Origin of the sequence: Herbaspirillum sp. 1130 (assembly GCF_017833835.1) — a bacterium.
Lineage (GTDB): Bacteria > Pseudomonadota > Gammaproteobacteria > Burkholderiales > Burkholderiaceae_D > Herbaspirillum > Herbaspirillum huttiense.
In genome coordinates this window covers 1,020,478-1,042,302 of the sequence record NZ_JAFICQ010000001.1, presented here as the reverse complement: position 1 = coordinate 1,042,302, position 21,825 = coordinate 1,020,478, and the positions used below count along the sequence as shown (strand labels likewise).

Below are 21,825 nucleotides of genomic sequence, written 5' to 3'. Positions count from 1 at the left end.
CAACGCGCAGCTGGTGAATATTTCTTCCACCGGACTTGTGTTTTGGTCACTCGTGCCAACATCATTCACAGTACTTATTGATAAGGCCCGCCATGACGACTCCTATACTCACAGAACAATCGCAATTGCCGCTGTTGCCCTTACGGGATGTGGTTGTCTTCCCGCATATGGTGATTCCGCTCTTCGTCGGCCGCCCGAAGTCGATCAAGGCGCTGGAAGCGGCCATGGAGCAGGGCAAGAGCATCATGCTGGCAGCCCAGAAGGCCGCCGCCAAGGATGAGCCTTCGGCCGAAGACATTTATGAAATCGGCTGCGTGGCCAATATCTTGCAGATGCTGAAGCTGCCTGACGGTACCGTGAAGGTGCTGGTTGAAGGCGCACAGCGTGCCCGCATCCATCACATCAGCGAACTGGAAACCCACTTCGTCGCCGACCTGACCCCGGTCGAATCCGAGCAGGGCGACGAGGCCGAAGTCGAAGCCATGCGCCGTACCATCGTGCAGCAGTTCGACCAGTACGTGAAGCTGAACAAGAAGATCCCCCCCGAGATCCTGACCTCGCTGGCCGGAATCGATGACGCTGGCCGCCTGGCCGACACCATCGCCGCGCATCTGCCGCTGAAGCTGGAGCAGAAGCAGGTGATCCTGGAGATCTTCAACGTCACCAAGCGCTACGAGCATCTGCTGGGGCAGCTGGAAGGCGAACTGGACATCCTGCAGGTGGAAAAGCGCATCCGTGGGCGCGTCAAGCGCCAGATGGAAAAGTCGCAGCGCGAGTACTACCTGAACGAACAGGTCAAGGCCATCCAGAAGGAACTGGGCGAAGGCGAAGACGGTGCCGATCTGGAAGAGCTGGAAAAGAAGATCGCCGCTGCCAAGATGCCCAAGGAAGCTCTGGAAAAGGCGCAATCCGAGCTGAAGAAGCTCAAGCTCATGTCGCCCATGTCGGCCGAAGCGACCGTGGTGCGCAACTACATTGACACGCTGGTGGCCTTGCCGTGGAAGAAGAAGTCCAAGGTCAACAACGACCTGACCAATGCCGAGAAGGTGCTGGAAGGCGATCACTATGGCCTGGAGAAGGTCAAGGAACGCATCCTGGAATACCTCGCCGTGCAACAGCGCGTGGACAAGCTGAAGGCACCGATCCTGTGCTTCGTCGGCCCCCCGGGCGTGGGCAAGACCTCGCTGGGCCAATCCATCGCCCGCGCAACGAACCGCAAGTTCGTGCGCATGGCCCTGGGTGGTGTGCGTGATGAAGCCGAGATCCGTGGCCACCGCCGCACCTACATCGGTTCCATGCCGGGCAAGATCCTGCAGAGCCTGTCCAAGGTCGGCGTGCGCAACCCGCTGTTCCTGCTCGATGAAATCGACAAGCTGGGGATGGATTTCCGTGGCGATCCTTCGTCGGCCCTGCTGGAAGTGCTGGATCCGGAGCAGAACCACACCTTCTCCGACCACTACATCGAAGTCGATTTCGACTTGTCGGACGTGATGTTCGTGGCGACGTCGAATTCCTTCAACATCCCGCCGGCGCTGCTGGACCGGATGGAAGTGATCCGCCTGTCGGGTTACACCGAGGACGAGAAGACCAGCATTGCGCAGCGTTACCTGCTGCCCAAGCAGATCAAGAACAACGGCCTGAAGGAAGGCGAGATCAGCGTGGCTGAATCAGCCATCCGTGACATCATTCGCTACTACACCCGTGAAGCCGGTGTGCGTTCGCTGGAACGCGAAGTCTCGAAGATCTGCCGCAAGGTGGTCAAGCTGCTGCTGCTGAAGAAGCAGGAGAAGAAGGTCACCGTCACCTCGCGCAATCTGGACAAGTTCCTGGGCGTGCGTCGTTATGACTTCGGCATGGCCGAGAAGGAAAACCAGATCGGCCAGGTGGTCGGCCTGGCCTGGACCGAAGTCGGCGGCGACCTGCTGACCATCGAAGCGGTGAACATGCCCGGCAAGGGCCAGATTATCCGCACCGGTACTCTGGGCGACGTGATGAAGGAATCGATCGAGGCAGCACGTACCGTGGTTCGCAGCCGTGCCCGCAAGCTGGGCATCAAGAATGAGGTGTTCGAGAAGAGCGACATTCACATCCACGTGCCGGAAGGTGCGACGCCCAAGGATGGTCCGTCGGCCGGTATTGCGATGACCACGGCGCTGGTGTCCATCTTCAGCGGCATTCCGGTGCGTGCTGATGTGGCGATGACCGGTGAAATCACGCTGCGCGGCGAGGTGCTGCCCATCGGCGGTCTGAAGGAAAAGCTGCTGGCGGCGCATCGCGGTGGCATCAAGACCGTGTTGATTCCTGAGCAGAATGTGAAGGATCTGGCCGAGATCCCGGACAACGTCAAGAACAAGCTGGAGATCATCCCGGTGCGCTGGATCGACAAGGTCCTGGAAGTGGCGCTGGAGCGCCAGCCGGTCCCGCTGACCGAAGATGAAGCCATCGTCGAAGCGGCCGTCAAGCCGAAGGAAGGTGCGACGGACCCGGTTGTGAAGCATTGATCCTGCGGGAGTCCTCCGCTTTGAAAGGCGCCTCAGTTGAGGCGCCTTTTTTATGTACCCAAAGGCTTCATGTATCGGCCTGCGGGAATGTGCGTGAAAATCTCACTGAAAATCGCGTCAAGCCTGCGCCTTGGCTTGACAGCGCTGCAGATGGGCTTGTTTAATAGCCGCTGCGGAAAATTTCCGTCAGGCAAGCGATGGTGAGGAGGGCTCTGTCGCGCTGTGTTGGAGCCGAAGCACCGTCGTTTGAAATCAAACAAACCAGAAACTTGTTCGAGGGGCGTAAGTGAATAAAGGCGAACTGATTGAGCACATTGCCGGCGAGGCAGACATCTCCAAGGCAGCAGCAGGACGAGCAGTAGACGCATTCATTGGTGCTGTGAAGACCACGCTGAAGAAGAATGGCACGGTTACCCTGGTGGGTTTCGGCACTTTTGCGGTGGGCAAGCGTGCGGCGCGTACGGGCCGCAATCCTCAGACGGGCGCTGCCCTGAAAATCAAGGCATCCAAGGTTCCTAAATTTAAAGCTGGCAAAGCTTTAAAAGATGCTATAAAATAATGTTCTTTCGTTGCTGAGGTAACAAAGCAACGAGACTGACAAGTTTGCCGGGGCGCTTAGCTCAGTTGGTAGAGCGGAGCCCTTACAAGGCTTAGGTCGGGAGTTCGAGCCTCTCAGCGCCCACCAGCATCTTGCAGTCAGCACCAGTTTAGGAGCGGTAGTTCAGTTGGTTAGAATACCGGCCTGTCACGCCGGGGGTCGCGGGTTCGAGCCCCGTCCGCTCCGCCAAATAAAACGCCTCGTTCGCAAGAACGGGGCGTTTTTGTTTTTGCGCAGCAAAAACATGCGGAGCGGAGGGAGCCGCCTGCGCGGCTCCCGGCGGGGCGAGAAGGGAATCGCTTGCAAGCGATTCCGCGGCCTGCGCTTGTGTAGGAGAGCCCCGTCCGCTCCGCCAAATAAAACGCCTCGTTCGCAAGAACGGGGCGTTTTTGTTTTTGCGCAGCGAAAAGCTTCACTCCACTCATCATTTCTCACCCACTGGCTTTATTTCCCTCTCCTGACAAAATTACGCGACAGGAGTCAAATAAATGTGATTTTCAAGTACTTTTCCGCGCGGAAATGTTTACACTGAACCGGAATTTGCAATTTCTCAAAAAACAGGAGACCGGCATAGCCCGGGGCAAACAATGTTTTTGAGGGAACCCGGCCCCTGCAAGCAGGCCGAGGAAGAAGGGCACAAGCCGCTCCCCAAAGATGTGAAGAGAACCCAAGAGACGCATTGCGGATTCGCAAAGTGGTGCAGTGTCATGGGCACGCAGGGCAATCAGCGACGACTCGGGACAAAGTCGTCCAGCCAGGGCCTGCACGTGGGCATCAAATGGGACAAACAAGGGGGTAGCGATGAAGCTCGCCAATTTCAACATTGGCGTCCGCCTGGGCGGCGCTTTTGCAGTAGTCTTGCTGCTGATCATGGTGACGGCCATGGTCGGTGTCAGGAACCAGTCTTCCAACAACGCTGAAATCAACAGCATCGTCAACGAGAAGTACCAGCTCATCGCCTTGAGCAACCAGATCAAGAACAATGGCTACAAGGCCAATGCGGTGCTGTCCAACATCCTGCTGGCGACCACGCCCGAGGCTTCGGCGAAGTACATGGGTGAATACGACGGCCTGCGAAAGGCCAACACCGAGGCCTACAAGCAGCTCGAAGGCATGCTCGATTCCGACAAGACCAAAGCGCTCTACGCCGAGCAGACTACCGCCCGCTCGGCCTACGGCGTGGCCGTGCGCAAGTTCTTCGAATTGATGAAGACCGGCGAACGCGCCGAGGCGACCACGCTCTTCCAGGGCGATCTGGCGCGCCTGCAGACGGAGTACTTCGTCATGGTCGACAAGATGGTCAATTCGCTGGCCCAGGAAATGGTCGAAGATTCCCGCCAGGTCGCCGAGGACGGCCACCTGGCCGTGATCCAGATGATCGTGCTGGCCGCCGTGGCCGTGGTACTGGCGTCGGTGATTGGCGTGCTCATCACGCGCTCCATCACCGCCCCCGTGCGCCACGCCGTGGTGCTGGCCGAAGCGGTGGCCCAGGGCGACCTGTCCTATCGCCTCAACGCTGCCGGCAAGGACGAGATCAGCCGCCTGCTGCAGGCGCTGCAGCACATGAGCGATAACCTGCACGATACCGTCTCCAACGTGCGCAATGGCACCTCCGCCATCGACATGGCCGCGCGCGAACTGGCGCAAGGCAACCTGAGCCTGTCGGATCGCACCGAACAGCAGGCCAGCTCGCTGGAAGAAACCGCTTCCGCCATGGAGCAGCTGACCTCGGCCGTGCGCCAGAATGCCGACAATGCTCGCCAGGCCAGCGAACTGGCAGTCTCCGCCTCGGATGTCGCGGTACGCGGTGGTGCCTCGGTGGAGCAGGTGGTCAACATCATGACCGCCATCAGCACCTCCTCCGGCAAGATCGCCGACATCATCACGGTCATCGATGGCATCGCCTTCCAGACCAACCTGCTGGCGCTGAACGCGGCCGTGGAAGCGGCCCGCGCCGGCGAGCACGGACGTGGCTTTGCGGTGGTGGCCAGCGAAGTGCGCGGCCTGGCTCAGCGCAGTGCCGTGGCCGCCAAGGAAATCAAGTCGCTCATCGAAGGCTCGGTCGGTCATGTGAAGGCCGGCAGCAGCATCGTCGAGCAGACCGTCGCCACCATCGATGAAGTCATCGCCAGCATCAAGCACGCCACCGACCTCATCACCGATATCAGCGCCTCCAGCAAGGAGCAAAGCGAGGGCATCGAGCAGATCAACCAGGCCATCAGCCAGATGGACCAGATGACCCAGGAAAACTCGGCCCTGGTGGAACAGAATGCGGCCGCTTCCCAGGCACTGCAATCCCAGGCCGAGCAGCTGTCGGCGCTGATGGGCCGCTTCCGGCTCAGCGAGTTGCTGGCCAACGGCCAGGCTGGCGGCCATGCCGCTTCCCCGCGCAAAGGTCCGCGCGAAAAGGTCATCCAGCCCGAGCTGTCGCTGATCCAGGGCTGATGCTTCACCCGGGCGGCGTGCCTGCCGCCTGAACCGGTATCTGCGAGGAGACCGCGCCCGCTTCGTCACGCCGGGCGCGACAACAACAAAGTGTCCCCCTGCACGCTGCTGCCGCACCCGGCCTGAAAAGGCCTGGCAGCCGGCTGGCAGGAGCGGACACGTCCGTTGCGTGCGTCGCCGCTGCTCAGGGCGCTGCACGCAGTCCGCCCCCGACCCAGCCCCGAAAGGTTAGCCATGACGCTCCACCATTCCCCCGCCGGCAGCACCGAGCAGACGTCCGATGCGCGCCAGGCCCTGGCCCACGCCCGCATACAATCCTTCATCGAGGCCTATCGCCATGAGGGCTACCGGATCGCTGACATCGATCCTCTGGGCACGCTCTCGGTGCCCGAGATCCCTGCCTTGCTGCCCCAACACCACGATCTGAAGGATGAGGACCTGGCGCTGGGCCAGCACCGCTTTCTGGAGGGGCTCGGCCTCACCAATGTGAAGGAATTGACGCATTTTCTGAGTCGGCTGTATTGCGGCCCGCTCGGCCTCGATGCCAGTGGCGTACGTGATGAGTCCCGCCGCCAGTGGCTGTTTGCACGCCTGGCCGCGCGCGACCCGGGGGCCGATCCTGCAACTGCCGAGCGCGCCGCCATCCTGGCCCGGCTGGCTGCCGCCGAACAGTGGGAGCACTACCTGCAGCAAGATTATCCGCACGCCAAGCGCTTTTCGCTGGAAGGCTGCGAAGCGCTGCTGGTACTGATGGATGCGCTGGCCGAGCGCAGCAGTTTCTATCAGCTGGAGCAATTGTTCCTGGCCATGCCGCATCGCGGCCGTCTCAACCTGCTGGTGAACCTGATGCAGATGCCGGCGGCCGATATCGTGGCGTATTTCGACGCGACGAGCACGACCGCAGCAGCAGCCGGCGCAGTGGATCTGCCTTACCATCTGGGGGCCGAGACCGTGCGCACCACCGCCCATGGTCAGCTGGGCCTGTTCATGGCGCACAATCCCTCCCATCTGGAAAGCGCCTATCCGGTGCTGCTGGGCATGGTGCGCGGCTACCGCAGTGCGCATCCGCAATCACCCATGCCGGCCTCGGTGGTGATCCATGGCGATGCTGCCTTCTGCGGCCAGGGCGTGGTGATGGAGTCGCTCAAGCTGTCCCTGCATCCGGGTTACAGCGTGGGCGGCACGGTCCACGTGATCGTCAACAACCAGATCGGCTTCACCACGCCCAATCCGCTTGATCCCCTCAATCATGGCTACTGCACCGACATCGCCCGCATCGTCGGCGCGCCAGTGCTGCACGTCAACGCCGACCAGCCGGAGGCGGTACTGCGTGCCGCGCGGATCGCTTTCGACTATCGCATGCAGTTTGGCGCCGATGTGGTGATCGATCTGGTCGGCTATCGTCGCTGGGGGCATGCGGAACAGGATACGGCGACCGTGACCCAGCCCCTGCTGCACGGTTTCATCGACAAGCATCCGCCGGTCACGCAGCTCTATGCCCAGGCCGGGTGGCCCGGTTCGGACGACGGCGCGACGCTGCTGGCGGTGAGCAGCCAGCAAGTGCTCGCAAGCTTCCGCAACAGTCGTCCATCCGCCCCGGCGGCGCAACGGAGGGCACCCGCCTTGGCCGTCAAGCCCGACGCGCCGGACCTGCTGCGCCTGCGCCAGTTCGTGGAACGCATGACGCGCTTGCCGGAAGGCTTTGCTGCACATCCTGCAGTCACGCGACTGATTGCGCAGTGGCAGGACAGCGTCAGCGCCAGCGATCACGCGTGCAGCTGGAATTTCGCCGAAAACATGGCCTATGCCTCCTTGCTGTGGGAAGGGCAGGGGCTGCGCATTTCCGGTATGGATGTGCAACGTGGCACCTTCATGCAGCGCCACGCCGTCTGGCATGCGATCGACGCGGCGCAAGGCGTGCAGCAGGCCTTCTGGCCCCTGCGCCAGGTGGCTGCGCCCGGTACGGCGCTGGAGGTGGTCAATTCACCGCTGAGTGAAGAGGCAGTGGTTGGCTTCGAATATGGATTCAGCGTACAGGCGGGGCCCGGTACGATGGTCATCTGGGAGGCCCAGTTCGGCGACTTCGTCAACGGTGCCCAGATCATGATCGACCAGTTCATCGCCTCCGGTCGCGGCAAATGGGGCTACCCCTCCGCGCTGACCGTGTTGCTGCCGCACGGCTATGAAGGCGTGGGGCCGGAGCACTCGACCGGCTACCTCAGCCGCATGCTGCTGCTGTGCGCGCAGGAGAACATGCGCGTGGCGTATCCGTCCAGTTCGGCGCAGTGGTTCCACCTGCTGCGTCAGCAGGCACTGCAGGGCGACCGTCCGCTGGTGGTCTTCACGCCCAAATCGATGCTGCATGGCGAAGTGCGTTCGCAGTCGCCCTTGTCGGCCCTGTTGCAAGGGGACTTCCAACCCCTGGTGGAGGATGCCGATGCGCCGCCGCCCGCACAGGTGCAGCGGGTGGTCTTGTGCAGTGGCAAGGTCTGCTACGACCTGGCCGACGGCCGCCGCAAGGCGGGCGACACGCGCACTGTCCTGCTGACCGTGGAGCAGTTGCATCCCTTCCCCGAAGACAGGCTGGGTGCTGTCTTGCGCAGCTATCCGCAGCTGGAGGAAGTGATCTGGGTACAGGAGGAAGAGAGCAAGCAGGGGGCCTGGCTGTGCGTGCGGGATGCCATCGAAGCGGCCTTGCCGTTGCAGGTGCGTCTGCGAGCCGTAACACGGCCGGATACCGATGCCGGTCCGACGGCGTCCAAGGCCCGCCACTATGCCCAGCAGGCGGCGCTGGTGCAGTCCGTATTCCCGGCATGAACGCATCAGGCCGACGCGCCAAACCACGACTTGGCGGATGAAAAAAAACGGTGTACTTCATCATGAAGTACACCGCCCACCCCCTCCGGTTTCCCCGGTATGCATCGCAGCTGATGTTGTAGTCCGCGTCTTGCAGGATCGTCAAGCTGCAGCGCAATGCTTGCAGTGCAATCCTTGTGTCAAAAGCGCGTCAGGCCATCCTGTCAGCCTTCCATCCTTGAATACTTCCGTAGTTCAGTAGGTCAGCGTCACGGTCACGGTATCCGAGTAGGAACCTGCCAGCGGCGTCTGGGCCGCCGGGATCTGGCCGTAGACGGTCAGGGTCTGGGTCAGGCCGGAACCGGTGCCGGTCAGGGTATCGGTGCCGATGGTCGAACCCCAGTTGTTGCTGCGGGCCGAATCGCGGTACAGCGCATAGTTCAGGGTGCCGCCGCCGGCTGCGCTCATCTTGCGGTTGCTCACGCTGGCACCGGTGCCGGTACCGGCGTCCAGACCAACGTTGTAGGCCGTGCCGTTGGTGCACAGCACGGTGATGGTGCCGGACTGGTTGACCACGCTCTGGGTGTAGGCGCCAAAGGCGATGGCCGAACCGACCACGGTGCAGGCGGCGACCACCGAGGCGCTGATGGTCAGCGTGCCACTGGCAGTGGCGGCGAAGGAAGCCGGTGCGCTGGAAGCCAGCACGACAGCAGCGATGGAAGCAGCGACGATGCGATTTTTCTTGATGAAGAACATTTTGTTTCTCCTGGTCTGGCTGCCCCGTCCTCGCCCCTTGCAAGAACTTCCCTGTGCAGCGTTGGTATGGAGATACTTTAATTTCCGCAGCCCGTATCAGGCATCCGGCTATTCCCTATCACCCTGTCAATTTTCGTCAGGGAAAACCTGAATCGCAACGAGAACGTTTATCAAGCTCATCAGCAGTTCTCCAGCCACTTTGCCGGATCCGCTCAGTAGGTGATGAGCACCGTCAGCGTATCCAGATAGCTGCCAGCCTTGACGTTCTGGCTGCCCGGTATGCGTCCGTAGACGGTGTAGGTCCTGCTCACCGGCGTGAGGACCTGAAGCAGGTAGCCGTCGCTGATGAAACTGGTGCTGGAGGAACCATCGCCCCACACGGAGGTGTGCGCGGCGTCGCGATATGCCTGGTAGTTGAGGCTGTTGGCACCGCTGAGCATCTTGCGCTGGGCATAGGCACCGCTGCTGCCGGCACTGAGCTTGACGGTATAGGCGATCAGCAGCGAGGCGGTTGCCTGGCAGGTGACGGTGATGTTGCCGGTGTTGTCGAGGCTGCTGCTGGACTGCGGATCGTAGAGGCCGAAGGACACCGGGTTGGACGCCGCCGAGCAGAGTTGCTGGGCCTGCGCCGGACCAGCGGCCAATGCGATGAGCAGCGCCAGCGCAGCCAGGGACACGGAATGGATAGTGTTCTTCATGTGCTCTCCACGATGCAGGCCGCCCTTCAACGGCAGGTCACGATTTCATTGCTCATGCCACCTTCGCTGCGTGCCGGCGGCGTCAGCATGGCCTGGCAGCGGGCTCCGGACGGCAGCAGTACGTCCAGCGTGTTGACCGGCCCCAGTTCCTGCAGATAGCTCACGCCGTCATAGCCGACCGGTGCCTGCAGGCCGCTCTCGCGCACGCGGATGGAGGAGCCGAGCGGGATGAATTCCCCCGCGGCGTCCTTGAGGATGATGGTTACGTCCGAGGCGCGCCGGGCGTTGAAATGCACCACCACACCGGAGCGGTCGCGCGGCTTCACGTATTGGTCCGACTGGTCCAGTTGCAGGGTCAGCGGCAGGTCCAGCACGTCCACCGAGATCTTGTTGACGTCATAGGCGCGCAGGTCGGTCAGCAGCAACTGGCCGTTGTCGTCGGTGCGGCCGGCGTAGCGATTTTCGTTGTAGATGCCGACATTCTTGACCCCGCTGGCATTGACCACCGCGAAGCTGTCCTCGATCCAGTCGGTGGCGAAGGCGCTGCCATCCATGAAGGCCAGCGCACCGCGCGCACCCAGGCGCTGGCTGGTGGCACCGTTCGATTGCGAGGCTGCCGCGCTGACGCTGCCGTAGCGGCTCTTGTAGTTGAGCTGGCCGATGCGCTGCCGATAGCTGCCCTCGGTATCCTGCAATTGCCAGCCGAGATCGCCGATGGCCACCGTCGAGCGGCTGGCTTGCAGCGTGCTGGTGCGCTGGCCGTTGTTGTTGCTCACGCTGGCCCCGGCCACGTCGCGGCCGCCGAAGGGGATGATCAGCCCGATGGTGGCACCGTAGCCGCTGCTGCGAAAGTCGCGATAGGCCGTGAGATAGAAATTGGACGTGTTGCCGACCGATTTGAACCAGGTCACCGTCACGGTCTCGCTGTCTGCCAGATTGCTGGTGCCGAGGTCGGTGAACAGCAGCGGACTCTTGCTGCGTGCATAGGCCATGCTCAGCGAGCCGTATTCACGCAGGTTCAGGCCCAGCGTCGCCAGCGTGGCGCTGCGCGAGACCGGGGCCCCCTGCAGCGCACCGATATCCTGATAGCCCCGCGTGGATTGCGTGCGCGACAGCGACAGGCTGACCGGATCGGCATTGCGCTCGATGGCCAGCGAGACTTGCTGGCCGGAATTGCCCTCGCTGCTGCTGGCCGCCAGCGAGCTGGCCAACACCGCGCGATTGCCCAGGTTGAAGACCGCGCCGCCGCCGGCCAGCTTGAGACTGCGCATGGCTTCGGCATGCCCTTCCAGGGTGAGCCAGTCGCTCATCCCATGGCGTGCCGTGCCGGAGAGAGCGAACTGTCCATAGTCATTGCTGCGCAGACCGTAATTGCGCCGCACCCAGCCGCCTTCGGCCGAATAGGACGACAGTCCCGGTTTCAGCAGCCGGTCGGTGGCGTAGAAGTTGATGGTGCGGAAGGTCTGCCGCCCCAGTTCGTCAGTCACCGCCACGGCGATCTGGCCGGCTCCGCTGGCGATGGGCGGCTGGCGGATCTCGAAGGGACCGGGCGGCACCGGCTGCGAGAGCTGGCGCACGCCGTTGACGAACAGGTCGACGGTCGAAGGGACTACCGTTTCGCCGCCCAGCGACGGCGTGGGAAAACGCACCAGGTCCGGCCGCAGGTTGAAATCCGATGCGTACTGGAAACCGCCCAGACGCACCGAGCGGCTCCAGGCCAGGCTGCTGTTGATGACATCGCCCAGGCGATAGCGGGTGAGCGTGGCCGGGTCCGAATAGGTGTAGGTCGATTCCAGCCGGGCCGACACCCCGCCGCTATTGCCGGTATAGCCCAGCCCGGTAGAGCTGAACACGCTGCTGCCGGAGAACCAGCGCGCATCGAACAGTCCGCCCAGCGCGTGCTGGTTCTGGCTGCTGGACGCCAGCAGGTCGTAGTTCAGCACCAGCCCCTGTCCGCCGGGTGACAGGGGGACCTTGCTGGCGATGCTGGCGGCGTCGATGTCAGTGGTGTTCATGAAACGGGCCGGGACCATCAGGTTGATCTTGGCACCGGCCTCGTCGAGGTCGACTGCCGTCGTGAGGGCGCGCAGGGCGATCAGCTCCTCATCCGCGCCATCGACGCGCAGCTTGAGGCTGCGCAGTTCCGATGCCGTGGCATACAGTGCCTGCTGGCGGCGCGTGAACTGCGCTACCAGGCTGGTGTTGCGTCCGTTGATGGAAACCTCCAGCAACAGGATCTCGTCACCCGGCTCGGCAGCCCGCGCCAGCGCCACCATGGCCAGGCACCCGGCCAGGAGGAGGGAAGCAAACCAGCGTGCCGTGCGAATCAAGGTGCCACGGTGAGTTCGGCATCAATCGGCCCGGCATCGCTGTTGGCAGTCAGCTTGACTCGGCTGCCCACGGCAAGCGGGGTGTCGCTCTCGATCAGGTATTGCCGGGTGATGCCGGCCAGGGTGTAGGGATTGCCCCCGCCCGGCGCGCTCAGTTTCTTGCCATTGGGCAGCGTCAGCGCCAGGTCCAGCAGGCGTGCGCGGCGGTTGCCGCTGTTTTCGACCAGCAGGCGCAAGGGCTTGCCGGCGCGCAGCTGATACTCCAGCTGGGCCTTGGGCGCGGTGGACGGTGCGATGAACACCGGCATGGAAATGCGGAATTTGAAATTGATGGTGGCTCCCTCGGTGGCGGCGGGGATTTCATCGATCAGCAGGCGATAGGCGATCTCGGTCGGCGCGGCAGGCTGTTTGGCCACCACCCGGATCACTTGCGAGGCACCGGGGGCCAGATTGAATACGGGGGGACTGAGGATCAGGTTCTGCGTGGGTTGCAGCTCATCCTTGCTGTCGGCCTGCTGCCAGTCATAGGCGCGCAGTTGCAGGGAGACATTGTGATTGTCGTTGTTGACGATCTTGATCACGCCGGCCGTGCGCGAGGACGACAGCTCCAGCACCACCGGAGCGATCTCGAAATTGGACGCGTGGGCCGCCTGCCATCCCCCCGCACTTGCCAGGCAAGCCAGCGCCATTACGCGCACCAGCTGCCCCCCTATGGATGCTGATCTCGTCACGCTGCGACATCTCCACTCTGGTTGTCAGATCGTTGTCAGTTTTTTGCTAGATTAAAACGGAACTGGTCAAAAAGTGTGAAGAAAGTTGCAAGCCAGCCACAGAATGTGATCAACAATCAACAAAAAATTTGCTCATCAGTAACTTGGTGGCGCCAGCGACAGCGGTGCGGGCAAGAAAAATGGCGCGTCTCCGTGAGGAGTCCGCGCCATTGTGTTGGCCTGCCGGCGCTGCGCCGGCGTTCTCCGAATCAATAGGACAGGGTGATGGCCACCACGTCGCTGTAGCTGCCCGCACGGGCGGTCTGGCCACCCGGGATGTAGCCGTAGACCGGGATGTTCTGGTTGCTGCCGTTGCCCACCCCGGCCACTGTATCGCTGCCAGTGCTGTTGCCCCAGGAACGGGTGCGCGCAGCATCCTGATACAGGCCGTAGTTGAGGGTATTGAGGCCATCGGCAGTGCTCAGCTTGCGCGTGGCGACGTTGGCACCGCTGCCGGTGCCGGCATCCAGGCTCACGGTGTAGCTGGTGCCGTTGGAACAAGCCACGCCGATCTGCGCATTCTGCTGCAGGGCGCTGGCTGCATAGCTGCCGAAGGGCAGGGCGGCGCTCTGGACCGCGCATTGTGAGGGGACGATGGCTGAAATTTCCAGGTTGCCGGTGGAGGAAACAGCCAGTGCATCCAGATTGATGCAACTCAGGAGGCCGGCAGCCAGAAGCAGGGAATGTGAATTTTTCATCGAAATACGCGCCGGCAGAGCTCGGGCCCAAGCCCGGAAAAAACGGGTAAATATCGGAATCTATTATAGAATTAATTCGAATAAACAATAGGAAAATGCCGGATAGCTGGGCTTGATGCGCATCGCATGGCGCATTTGCGCAACAGCGTTTTCCACGAATTTGAAGATGTTGGTTCCATTTGCTGACAGAAAGAAAACAGTTGATATCGGATAGGCCGTATTCCGGTATCGGGACAGGCAGCAAGGAGACACTTCAGCCGCCCCCTCACCACCCTGGCGCAGACAGGTTGGCCGGGCTGCTGCGGGGGGGAATGGCTACGCCGCATCCAGGTGCGTGTGCATGCGCGGTTCCCGGCAACACACAGTATGAATACCCGAGCAGCCTGCTCAAGGCGTGCTGCATTCGGGCAGGTGGTCGGGTAACCGGCTCGCAAGCCGGAAGCGTGACTGGCAGACCAATGAAACGTGAACCATGCCGATAACCAGACAAAGCGGACTGGCCCGCGCCAGCACCGGCATTTTCTTTCTGCTGGCCCTGTTGCTCTCACTGGGCGTGGCAGCTTTTTCGTACCACAGCGTGCGTGACTTCGAGCGGCGTGCCGTCTGGCTGCAGCATAGCTACACGGTGCTCAACAAGCTGGAAGAAGCCAACTCGGCCCTGCGCGACGCAGTCAGCAGTTCGCGCGGCTTTGCGCTTTCGGGTGAGCAGGAATACCGCAACAATTTCGAGACGGGGGTGCGTCATGTCAACGCACTGCTGCAGGATCTGCGCCGCCTGCTGAGCGACAACCCGCGGCAGGCTGTTTTGCTCAGTCAGACCGAAGACCTGGTGATGCAGCGCCTGACGCTGTCGCGCCAGCTGATGGAACTGAGCCAGGAAGAGGGCCGCGCCCGCGTGCTGGAGGGCAAGGAACTGGGTGAGCGCATCCGCACCGGCTTTGAGCAGATGAAGGGCAACGAGAACGCATTGCTGGCCACGCGCGCGCATGACACGGCCATGAGCGCCAATCTGACCATTTTCATGGTCATCAGCGGCAGCCTGCTCAGCATTGCCTTGCTGCTGCTGGTTTATCGCAAGCTGCGCAAGGAAATGTCGCGCCGGGTCGAGGCCCAGCAGCGCGCACAAGCCTATTCGGACGAGATCGAGGATCTCTACAACAACGCGCCCTGCGGCTATCACTCGGTCGACGAGACCGACAAGCGCATCATCAAGATCAACGACACCGAACTGAAATGGCTGGGCTACACGCGCGAACAGGTGGTGGGCCGCATGACCCAGGCCGACCTGCTGGCCCCGGCCAGCGCCACGCGCTACGAGCGCGAGCTGCAACCCCAGTTCTTGCTCAGGCGCGAGATCAGCGGCATCGACCTCAACTTCCGCCGCGCCGATGGCAGCGAATTCACCGCGCTGGTCAATGCCACCGCCATTCCCAGCCGCGACAACAGCAAGCTCATCAGCCGCACCGTGATCTACGACATCTCCGAACGCAAGCGCGCCGAGGAAGAGATCGAGGCCCTCAATGCCGACCTGGAGCGCCAGGCCCAGCACCTGCACAACGTGAACAAGGAGCTGGAGAGTTTTTCCTATTCGGTCTCGCATGACTTGCGCGCGCCGCTGCGTGCCATCTCCGGCTATGCCATGATCCTCGAAGAGGACTACGCCCACGCCATCGACGAGAAGGGGCGCGAGCAGCTGCAGGTGATCCGCCGCAACGTGCGCAAGATGGATGCCCTGATCAACGACCTGCTCAAGCTGGCCAAGTCCACCACCGGTGAACTGACCTTGCAGCGCTTCTCGATGGACGAACTGGTGGCGCAGGTGGTCGCTGGTCTGCAGCAGGAAAACCCGGGCGTGATCTTCGACGTGCCGCGTCTGGAAGGTGCGGTCGCCAATCGCGGGCTGATCGCGCAAGTATGGGAAAACCTGCTGTCCAATGCCGTCAAGTTCAGCAGCAAGAGCGAGCAGCCGCGCGTGTGCGTGACCATGCAGGCCAATGCTGACGAATACGTCTACGGCGTCCATGACAATGGCGTCGGCTTCGACATGCGCTATGCGCACAAGCTGTTCGGTACCTTCCAGCGATTGCATCGTCAGGAGGAATACGCCGGCACCGGCATTGGCCTGGCACTGGTGCAGCGCATCGTGGTGCGCCACACCGGCCGGGTCTGGGCTGAGAGCAAGCCCAGGGAAGGGGCCAGCTTCTACTTCGCGTTGCCGCGCAAGGGCGTGCTGCCCAGCCTGGGCGAAGCGCGCCGATCGTCCGATGAGAACTGAACCGACTCAACCGTGAGCCCGAAGGAGAACAAGGTCCCATGAGCATTCCGCTACGCGTACTGTTCGTCGAAGACATGGAAGAAGATGCCGTGCTGATGGTGCGTGAGCTCAAGCGCGGCGGCTTCGATCCGACCTGGGAACGGGTCGATGACGAACAGGCCCTGCTGGCGGCGCTGCAGGCGCAGCGCTGGGACATCGTCATCTCGGATTACTCGATGCCGATGTTCTCCGGCGTCGAAGCCTTGAAGCTGGTCAAGGCCGACAATGACCAGACGCCCTTCATCATCGTCTCCGGCGTGATCGGCGAGCAGACGGCAGTGGAGGTGATGAAGGCGGGGGCTCAGGATTACTTCCTGAAAAGCGCCATCGCCCGCCTGCCGCACGCGGTTGACCGCGAGCTGCGCGACGCCCAGGCGCGGCGCAAGCAGCGCGCCAGTGCCCAGGCCCTGCGCGAGATGCAGGCGCGCTTCAATGCCTTCATGAATGCCGCCCCCATGCCGACCTGGATCAAGGATGCGCAGCTGCGCTACAGCTACGTCAATCCGGCGCAGTCGGCCTTCTACGGCATGACCCCGCACGACATGGATGGCATGACCGATGCCGAGCTGATGACCACGGGCGGGGCCGAAGCCTCGCGTGAGTACGATCGCAAGGTGCTGGAAGAAAAGTGCGAGCTGCACACCCAGGAAACCGTGTTCGACCACAACCACAATGCACGCATCCTCGACGTGGTGCGTTTCCCGATCAGTGGGGAAGGCAAGGGCGACATGGTGGCCGGCCTGGCCATTGACGTCACCGAGCGCGAACAGTCACGGCGCGAACTGGAACTGGCGATCCAGCGCCAGCAACTGCTCTCCTCGCGCGTGATCGAGGTGCAGGAGCGCGAACGACAGCACCTGGCGCGCGGCTTGCATGACGACGTCGGGCAGTCGCTCACCGCCCTGAAGATCAATCTGGAAACCATCAAGAAGACCGGCTCGCTGGAAGGCCCGTCGCTGCAGAACGGCATCGACATCGTCACCGCCGTGCTGGCCCAGGTACGCAGCCTGTCGCTGGACCTGCGCCCGCCGCAGCTGGACAACCTGGGCCTGATTGCCGCGCTGCGTTCCTACGTGGAGCAGAAGTCCAAGCTGGCCAACGTGAACGGTTGGTTCGAGAGCAGCGGGCATGATGAAGAATTGCACCACGACATCGAGAACACCGCCTTCCGCATCGTGCAGGAAGCCGTCACCAACATCCTGCGCCATGCCAAGTGCCAGAACATCTGGGTCAAGATCGACCGCCAGCAGGACCAGGTGTACCTGAGCATCCGCGATGACGGAAAAGGTTTTGACATCGAGCGTGCCCGCAGCAATGCCATTTCCGGCACCAGTTTCGGCCTGCTCAACATGGAAGAGCGGGCGGTGCTGGTAGGCGGTTCCATGGACATCACTTCGGCGCCCGGCGCAGGGACGGAAATCGTCATGCACCTGCCGGTCGCCCCCATCGTAAGGAGAATGTAAATGCTGACCCGAATCATGCTGGCCGACGACCACGCGCTGGTGCGCAGCGGCATCAAGGCACTGCTGACCGCCATGCCGGGTGTGGAGGTGGTGGGCGAGGCGTCCGACGGTGCCGAAGTCATCGAGATGATCCCGCAGCTGAAACCCGACCTGGTGCTGCTGGACATCGCCATGAAGGGCATGAACGGCCTGGAAGCGCTGCGCCGCCTGCGGGGCGAGTATCCGACCATCCGCTTCCTGATGCTGTCCATGTACGGCAGCGAGGAATACGTCATGCAGGCCTTGAATGCCGGCGCCAACGGCTATCTCTTCAAGGATTCGGCCGCCACCGAGCTGGAAAAAGCCCTGTATGAAGTAAAACATGGGCGCCAGTACCTGGATTCGCACATCTCGCGCGAGGCGCTCGATAACTATATGAAGCGTGTTGCACAAAACGGCACGCCGGTCGAAGTGCTCACCCCGCGCCAGCGCGAAATCCTGCAGTTGATTGCCGAAGGCAACAATACCAAGGAGATCGCCTACCAGCTCAACGTCAGCGCCAAGACCATCGAGACCCACCGGGCGCAGCTGATGGAGCGCCTGGACATCCGCGACGTGCCCGGCCTGGTGCGCTATGCGATTCGTACCGGCATTGCCACGCCGGACAAGTGACAAAAAACCTGAGTGAAGAGATCTTCACATTCAGGAAATTTCTGATTTTTTTTGAAAATGCCTGTGCAATAATCCCCTGACAGTACGGAGATCGGCGTCGGTACTGGTTTCAAGCAGACCGCCGAGGCTGGAACCAGGCCGCAGGGCAGTGGCAGCAGTGAAATGCACTGCCCGCAGCTGCGTCGGGGATGGACGGGGCAGGCGGCAGCAACGCGATGCAGGGTGGCCGGGATGTGGTCATCCAGACAAGAAGTGTTCCAGCTTGAAATTAATTGAAGAAAGCGATCCATCCATGGATATCGAGCAATATGACATCATCCTCGTCGACGACAGCCCGGAAGTGGCCGAGTTGACACGCCTGGCGCTGGGCAGCCGCAAGCTGGCTGACAAGCTGACCTGGTTTGCCGATGCGGAGCTGGCGGAGGAATTCTTTTTCCAGGGGGAATATGCGAGCCGCAAGGATCTGCATCCCTACCTGATCCTGCTGGACCTGAACCTGCCGCTGATGAGCGGCCACGATTTCCTCAAGATCATCAAGTCCAATGCCGCCACCTCGCACATTCCGGTGGTGATGTTCTCTTCTTCCGACGACCAGCGCGACATCAACCAGAGCTACGAACTCGGTGCCAATGGCTACGTGGTCAAATCCACGGATCCCAAGGAATTCATGGGCACGGTGGCCGATACCGGCATTTACTGGCGCAACCGCAATCGTCCGGCGCGCGGGGATGAGCCCGCCCGGCCCACGCCCTGAGAGAGCGACTGTACCCCAACGAAAAAGCGCGGCCTGGCCGCGCTTTTTTCATGTCATCAGGTTCCCGACCGGAGCTGCGTTTCATCCCGGAAATTGCCGCAGCCCTTCCAGGTCATTGATGGTGATGCTGCCGTAGTCCACCTTCAGCAGGCCGGCCTTTTCCAGCACCTGCAGGGCCTGGTTGGCGCGCTGGCGCGAGGTGCCGGAGAGGTTGCCGACTTCTTCCTGCGAGATCTGCAGGTTCAGCCCGATGCCAGGATTCAGATAAGGATTGAACAGCGCCGCCAGGCAGCGCGCCACGCGGGCATCCGGCTCCAGCATGCGGTCGTATTCCACCAGCGAAATGAACAGCGCCAGGCGCTCGTTCAATTGCGTCACGAGAAAGCGGTTGAAGGGAATGCTGTTGTCCAGCAGCCAGAGATAGGTGGCCTTGGGCATGTAGAGCAGTTCACTTTCGCGCAGGGCCACCACGTCATACCTGCGCGGTTCGTCCTTGAGCAGCGAGCCTTCGCCCAGCCAGCCGCCATTGGCCATGCCGGCGAAGGAGACGGTCTTGCCTTCGGGCGAGACGCTGCTCATCTTCAGCAAGCCCTCGTGCACACCGATCCAGTGCGCCACCGGATCGCCCTTGCGGCAGACGTAGCCCCCGGCCGGGATCTTGCGGCTGACCACCTCGGCTTCCACCCGGGCCAGCTGTTCTTCGGTCAGCGCCTGCGCCCAGATGCTCTTGGACAGCATGCGTCGAATTGATGTCTCCATGATGATGCGTCGCAATATCGAAAGTTTTGTCAATTGTCGGTGAGATGACATCCACTGGCAACCACTGCCTCTACTATCATCGCAAAAAAGGCCCAGGCAAAAGTCTGGCCAATCATAGAGACAGGACAGCTGGCATGCCCGACACAATGACTGCCGCAGTAAGAGCAGCGTAAGCCTGGCGGCACAGACTGATCCGACACCGGGTTCGTATCCTCATGCCATTCCATGAAGGAAACGGATCTTTCGAACCTGCACAAGAAGGTGGGAAATGGTGGAGACGAGACAAGACAAGGAAGCCGCGACCTTTCCGCGGCTGCTGCTGGCGCATGCCCAACGACGGCCCGAACGGGCGGCCTTCCGCGAGAAGGACCTGGGCATCTGGCAGACCACGACCTGGCGCCAGGTGGCCGACGAGGTGCGCAGCTTTGCCTGCGGCCTGGCGGCCCTGGGATTCAAGCGCGGCATGAGCCTGGCCATCATCGGCAACAACTGCCCGCGCCTGTACTGGGCCATGAGCGCGGCCCAGGCGCTGGGTGGCATGCCGGTGCCGCTGTACCAGGATGCGCCTGCGGCCGACATGGCCTACGTGCTGGCCGACGCCAACGTCGACTTCGTCATGGCCGAAGACCAGGAGCAGGTCGACAAGGTCTTCGAGATCAAGGAAAACCTGCCCCGCATCGCCCACGTCATCTATGACGACGAACGCGGCATGCGCAACTACCACCAGCCCGAGCTGCTGTCCTTTGCCCGCGTGCAGGAACTGGGCCGCGCTTACGAGCGTGCGCATCCGGGTTTCTTCGAGCAGGAAGTGGCAGCCGGTTCGCCTGATGACGTGGCCATCATCCTCTATACCTCCGGCACCACCGGCAAGCCCAAGGGCGTGTGCCACTCGCACCGCGCGATGATCACCACCGCCACCACGCTGGTGGAGTTCGATCATCTGGATGAGAACGACGACATCCTCTGCTATCTGCCGCTGGCCTGGGTCGGTGACTTCCTGTACTCCTTCGCCCAGCAGCACGTGGCCGGCTTCTGCCTCAATTGCCCGGAGTCGCCCAATACAGTCATGACGGACCTGCGCGAGATCGGCCCGACGTATTATTTTGCGCCCCCGCGCGTGTACGAAAACATCCTCACGCAAGTGATGATCCGCATTGAGGACGCCGGCTGGATCAAGCGCAAGATGTTCCATGGTTTCATGAAGGTGGCGCGCCGGGTCGGCATGCGCATCCTCGATGGCAAGCCGGGCGTGTCGCTGGTGGATCGCCTGCAATACGCCATCGGCGACCTGCTGGTCTATGGACCGCTGAAGAACGTGCTGGGCATGTCGCGCCTGCGCGTGGCCTATACCGGCGGCGAGGCCATCGGGCCGGACCTGTTCGACTTCTATCGTTCGCTGGGCATCAACCTCAAGCAGCTCTATGGCATGACCGAGACCTGCGTGACGGTGTGCATGCAACCCTCGGGCGACGTCAAGCTCGATAGCGTGGGCCGCCCCATGAAGGGCGTGGAAGTGCGCATCGATGCCAATGGCGAGGTACTGGTGCGCTCTCCGGGCCTGATGAAGGAATATTTCAAGCGGCCCGATGCCACCGCCGAAGCCATCGACCAGGACGGCTACTTCCACACGGGAGATGCAGGTTTCTTCGACAGCGACGGCCACCTGAAAATCATCGACCGCGCCAAGGATGTCGGCAAGATGGCCTGCGGCAGCATGTTCGCGCCCAAGTACATCGAGAACAAGCTGAAGTTCTTCCCCTTCATCAAGGAAGCGGTGACCTTCGGCAATGGCCGCGAACAATGCATGGCCTTCATCAACATCGACATGGATGCCGTGGGCAACTGGGCCGAGCGCCGCAATCTTCCCTACAGCGGCTATACCGACTTGGCCGCCAATCCGGCGGTCTACGACCTGGTGCGTGAATGCGTGGAAAAGGTCAATGCTGACCTGGTGGCCGATCCGCTGTTGGCCGATTCGCAGATCCATCGCTTCCTGATCCTGCACAAGGAACTCGATCCAGATGACGAGGAGCTGACCCGCACCCGCAAGGTCCGGCGCGGCTTCATCGCGGACAAGTATGCGGTCCTGATCGAGGCGCTCTATGCGGGCCATGCGTCGCAGTACATCGAGACCCAGGTCAAGTTCGAGGATGGCCGCCAGGGCATGATCTCGGCCGACCTCAGGATTGCCGACGCCAAGACCTTCAAGACGCTGCAAAGCGCCGCCTGAGCAGCACGCAGTCCCGTCCCGGCGGCCTCGATGCCTCCGGCTTGCAGCGTAGCCCGACCAGA

General features: G+C 62.1%; 15 protein-coding genes and 2 tRNA genes. 11 read left to right on the top strand and 6 right to left on the bottom strand.

What is annotated here, in order from left to right; genetic code table 11:
* The first annotated feature begins 92 nt into the window (after positions 1-92).
* The 6 genes from lon (at position 93) to JOD78_RS04525 (ending at position 8,361) form a co-directional block, all read left to right on the top strand.
* Positions 93-2,501: an endopeptidase La gene (gene lon, locus JOD78_RS04550; protein WP_121045672.1), complete on the top strand. Its 2,409-nt coding sequence runs from the start codon at positions 93-95 to the stop codon at positions 2,499-2,501.
* A 286-nt stretch (positions 2,502-2,787) separates the two neighbouring features.
* Entirely contained in the window at positions 2,788-3,060 is a 273-nt protein-coding gene (locus JOD78_RS04545) for an HU family DNA-binding protein (protein ID WP_008329418.1), read from the top strand.
* Between the two features lie 50 nt (positions 3,061-3,110).
* Positions 3,111-3,186 (top strand) — tRNA-Val (locus JOD78_RS04540).
* A gap of 25 nt (positions 3,187-3,211) precedes the next feature.
* Positions 3,212-3,288 (top strand) — tRNA-Asp (locus JOD78_RS04535).
* 612 nt (positions 3,289-3,900) lie between these two features.
* The gene (locus tag JOD78_RS04530; RefSeq protein ID WP_121045671.1) at positions 3,901-5,544 is read left to right on the top strand and encodes a methyl-accepting chemotaxis protein; all 1,644 of its coding nucleotides are present in this window, start codon (positions 3,901-3,903) and stop codon (positions 5,542-5,544) included.
* Between the two features lie 234 nt (positions 5,545-5,778).
* Entirely contained in the window at positions 5,779-8,361 is a 2,583-nt protein-coding gene (locus JOD78_RS04525; protein ID WP_209569645.1) for a 2-oxoglutarate dehydrogenase E1 component, read from the top strand.
* Positions 8,362-8,595: 234 nt separating this feature from the next.
* On the opposite strand, the gene JOD78_RS04520 is transcribed toward JOD78_RS04525, so the two are convergent.
* From JOD78_RS04520 to JOD78_RS04500, 5 genes are all read right to left on the bottom strand, one after another.
* Entirely contained in the window at positions 8,596-9,096 is a 501-nt protein-coding gene (locus tag JOD78_RS04520; protein WP_039787206.1) for a spore coat U domain-containing protein, read from the bottom strand.
* A 212-nt stretch (positions 9,097-9,308) separates the two neighbouring features.
* Entirely contained in the window at positions 9,309-9,794 is a 486-nt protein-coding gene (locus tag JOD78_RS04515) for a spore coat U domain-containing protein (protein ID WP_121045669.1), read from the bottom strand.
* Positions 9,795-9,820: 26 nt separating this feature from the next.
* Entirely contained in the window at positions 9,821-12,124 is a 2,304-nt protein-coding gene (locus tag JOD78_RS04510; RefSeq protein WP_227022721.1) for a fimbria/pilus outer membrane usher protein, read from the bottom strand.
* Entirely contained in the window at positions 12,121-12,813 is a 693-nt protein-coding gene (locus tag JOD78_RS04505) for a fimbria/pilus periplasmic chaperone (RefSeq protein ID WP_121045668.1), read from the bottom strand. Before JOD78_RS04505 ends, JOD78_RS04510 begins: the two co-directional genes overlap by 4 nt.
* Before the next feature lie 290 nt (positions 12,814-13,103).
* Entirely contained in the window at positions 13,104-13,592 is a 489-nt protein-coding gene (locus JOD78_RS04500; protein ID WP_134136502.1) for a spore coat U domain-containing protein, read from the bottom strand.
* A gap of 472 nt (positions 13,593-14,064) precedes the next feature.
* Here JOD78_RS04500 and JOD78_RS04495 point away from each other — a divergent pair, with 472 nt between their 5' ends.
* The 4 genes from JOD78_RS04495 to JOD78_RS04480 all read left to right on the top strand — a co-directional run bounded on the left by JOD78_RS04495 (position 14,065) and on the right by JOD78_RS04480 (position 18,774).
* Positions 14,065-15,867 carry a CHASE3 domain-containing protein gene (locus JOD78_RS04495; RefSeq protein WP_209569647.1) on the top strand — a complete coding sequence of 601 codons (1,803 nt, stop codon included), beginning with the start codon at positions 14,065-14,067 and terminating at the stop codon, positions 15,865-15,867.
* A gap of 38 nt (positions 15,868-15,905) precedes the next feature.
* A complete protein-coding gene (locus tag JOD78_RS04490; protein WP_034334328.1) occupies positions 15,906-17,369 on the top strand; it encodes an ATP-binding protein in 1,464 nt (487 codons plus the stop codon).
* Positions 17,370-18,020, top strand: coding sequence for a response regulator transcription factor (locus JOD78_RS04485; RefSeq protein WP_008329401.1), 651 nt, complete (start codon positions 17,370-17,372; stop codon positions 18,018-18,020). It abuts the gene before it with no gap.
* Positions 18,021-18,312: 292 nt separating this feature from the next.
* Positions 18,313-18,774 (top strand): response regulator, encoded by a 462-nt coding sequence (locus tag JOD78_RS04480; protein WP_121045665.1) that lies wholly within the window; start codon positions 18,313-18,315, stop codon positions 18,772-18,774.
* Between the two features lie 81 nt (positions 18,775-18,855).
* Here JOD78_RS04480 and JOD78_RS04475 read toward each other — a convergent pair whose 3' ends face one another.
* Positions 18,856-19,533, bottom strand: a complete 678-nt coding sequence (locus tag JOD78_RS04475) for a Crp/Fnr family transcriptional regulator (RefSeq protein WP_121045664.1) — start codon at positions 19,531-19,533, stop codon at positions 18,856-18,858.
* A 268-nt stretch (positions 19,534-19,801) separates the two neighbouring features.
* On the opposite strand from JOD78_RS04475, the gene JOD78_RS04470 reads away from it, so the two are divergent.
* Positions 19,802-21,763 carry an AMP-binding protein gene (locus JOD78_RS04470; protein ID WP_204726492.1) on the top strand — a complete coding sequence of 654 codons (1,962 nt, stop codon included), beginning with the start codon at positions 19,802-19,804 and terminating at the stop codon, positions 21,761-21,763.
* The last annotated feature ends 62 nt before the right edge of the window (positions 21,764-21,825 follow it).

What these genes read in the sequence shown, in the direction of transcription:
- JOD78_RS04530 (WP_121045671.1), top strand. Translation starts at nt 3,901, where the DNA reads ATGAAGCTCGCCAATTTCAACATTGGCGTCCGCCTGGGCGGCGCTTTT.
- JOD78_RS04520 (WP_039787206.1), bottom strand. Translation starts at nt 9,096, where the DNA reads ATGTTCTTCATCAAGAAAAATCGCATCGTCGCTGCTTCCATCGCTGCT.
- lon (WP_121045672.1), top strand. Translation starts at nt 93, where the DNA reads ATGACGACTCCTATACTCACAGAACAATCGCAATTGCCGCTGTTGCCC.
- JOD78_RS04495 (WP_209569647.1), top strand. Translation starts at nt 14,065, where the DNA reads ATGCCGATAACCAGACAAAGCGGACTGGCCCGCGCCAGCACCGGCATT.
- JOD78_RS04515 (WP_121045669.1), bottom strand. Translation starts at nt 9,794, where the DNA reads ATGAAGAACACTATCCATTCCGTGTCCCTGGCTGCGCTGGCGCTGCTC.
- JOD78_RS04470 (WP_204726492.1), top strand. Translation starts at nt 19,802, where the DNA reads ATGGTGGAGACGAGACAAGACAAGGAAGCCGCGACCTTTCCGCGGCTG.
- JOD78_RS04500 (WP_134136502.1), bottom strand. Translation starts at nt 13,592, where the DNA reads ATGAAAAATTCACATTCCCTGCTTCTGGCTGCCGGCCTCCTGAGTTGC.
- JOD78_RS04525 (WP_209569645.1), top strand. Translation starts at nt 5,779, where the DNA reads ATGACGCTCCACCATTCCCCCGCCGGCAGCACCGAGCAGACGTCCGAT.
- JOD78_RS04480 (WP_121045665.1), top strand. Translation starts at nt 18,313, where the DNA reads ATGGATATCGAGCAATATGACATCATCCTCGTCGACGACAGCCCGGAA.
- JOD78_RS04505 (WP_121045668.1), bottom strand. Translation starts at nt 12,813, where the DNA reads ATGGCGCTGGCTTGCCTGGCAAGTGCGGGGGGATGGCAGGCGGCCCAC.
- JOD78_RS04490 (WP_034334328.1), top strand. Translation starts at nt 15,906, where the DNA reads ATGAGCATTCCGCTACGCGTACTGTTCGTCGAAGACATGGAAGAAGAT.
- JOD78_RS04485 (WP_008329401.1), top strand. Translation starts at nt 17,370, where the DNA reads ATGCTGACCCGAATCATGCTGGCCGACGACCACGCGCTGGTGCGCAGC.
- JOD78_RS04475 (WP_121045664.1), bottom strand. Translation starts at nt 19,533, where the DNA reads ATGGAGACATCAATTCGACGCATGCTGTCCAAGAGCATCTGGGCGCAG.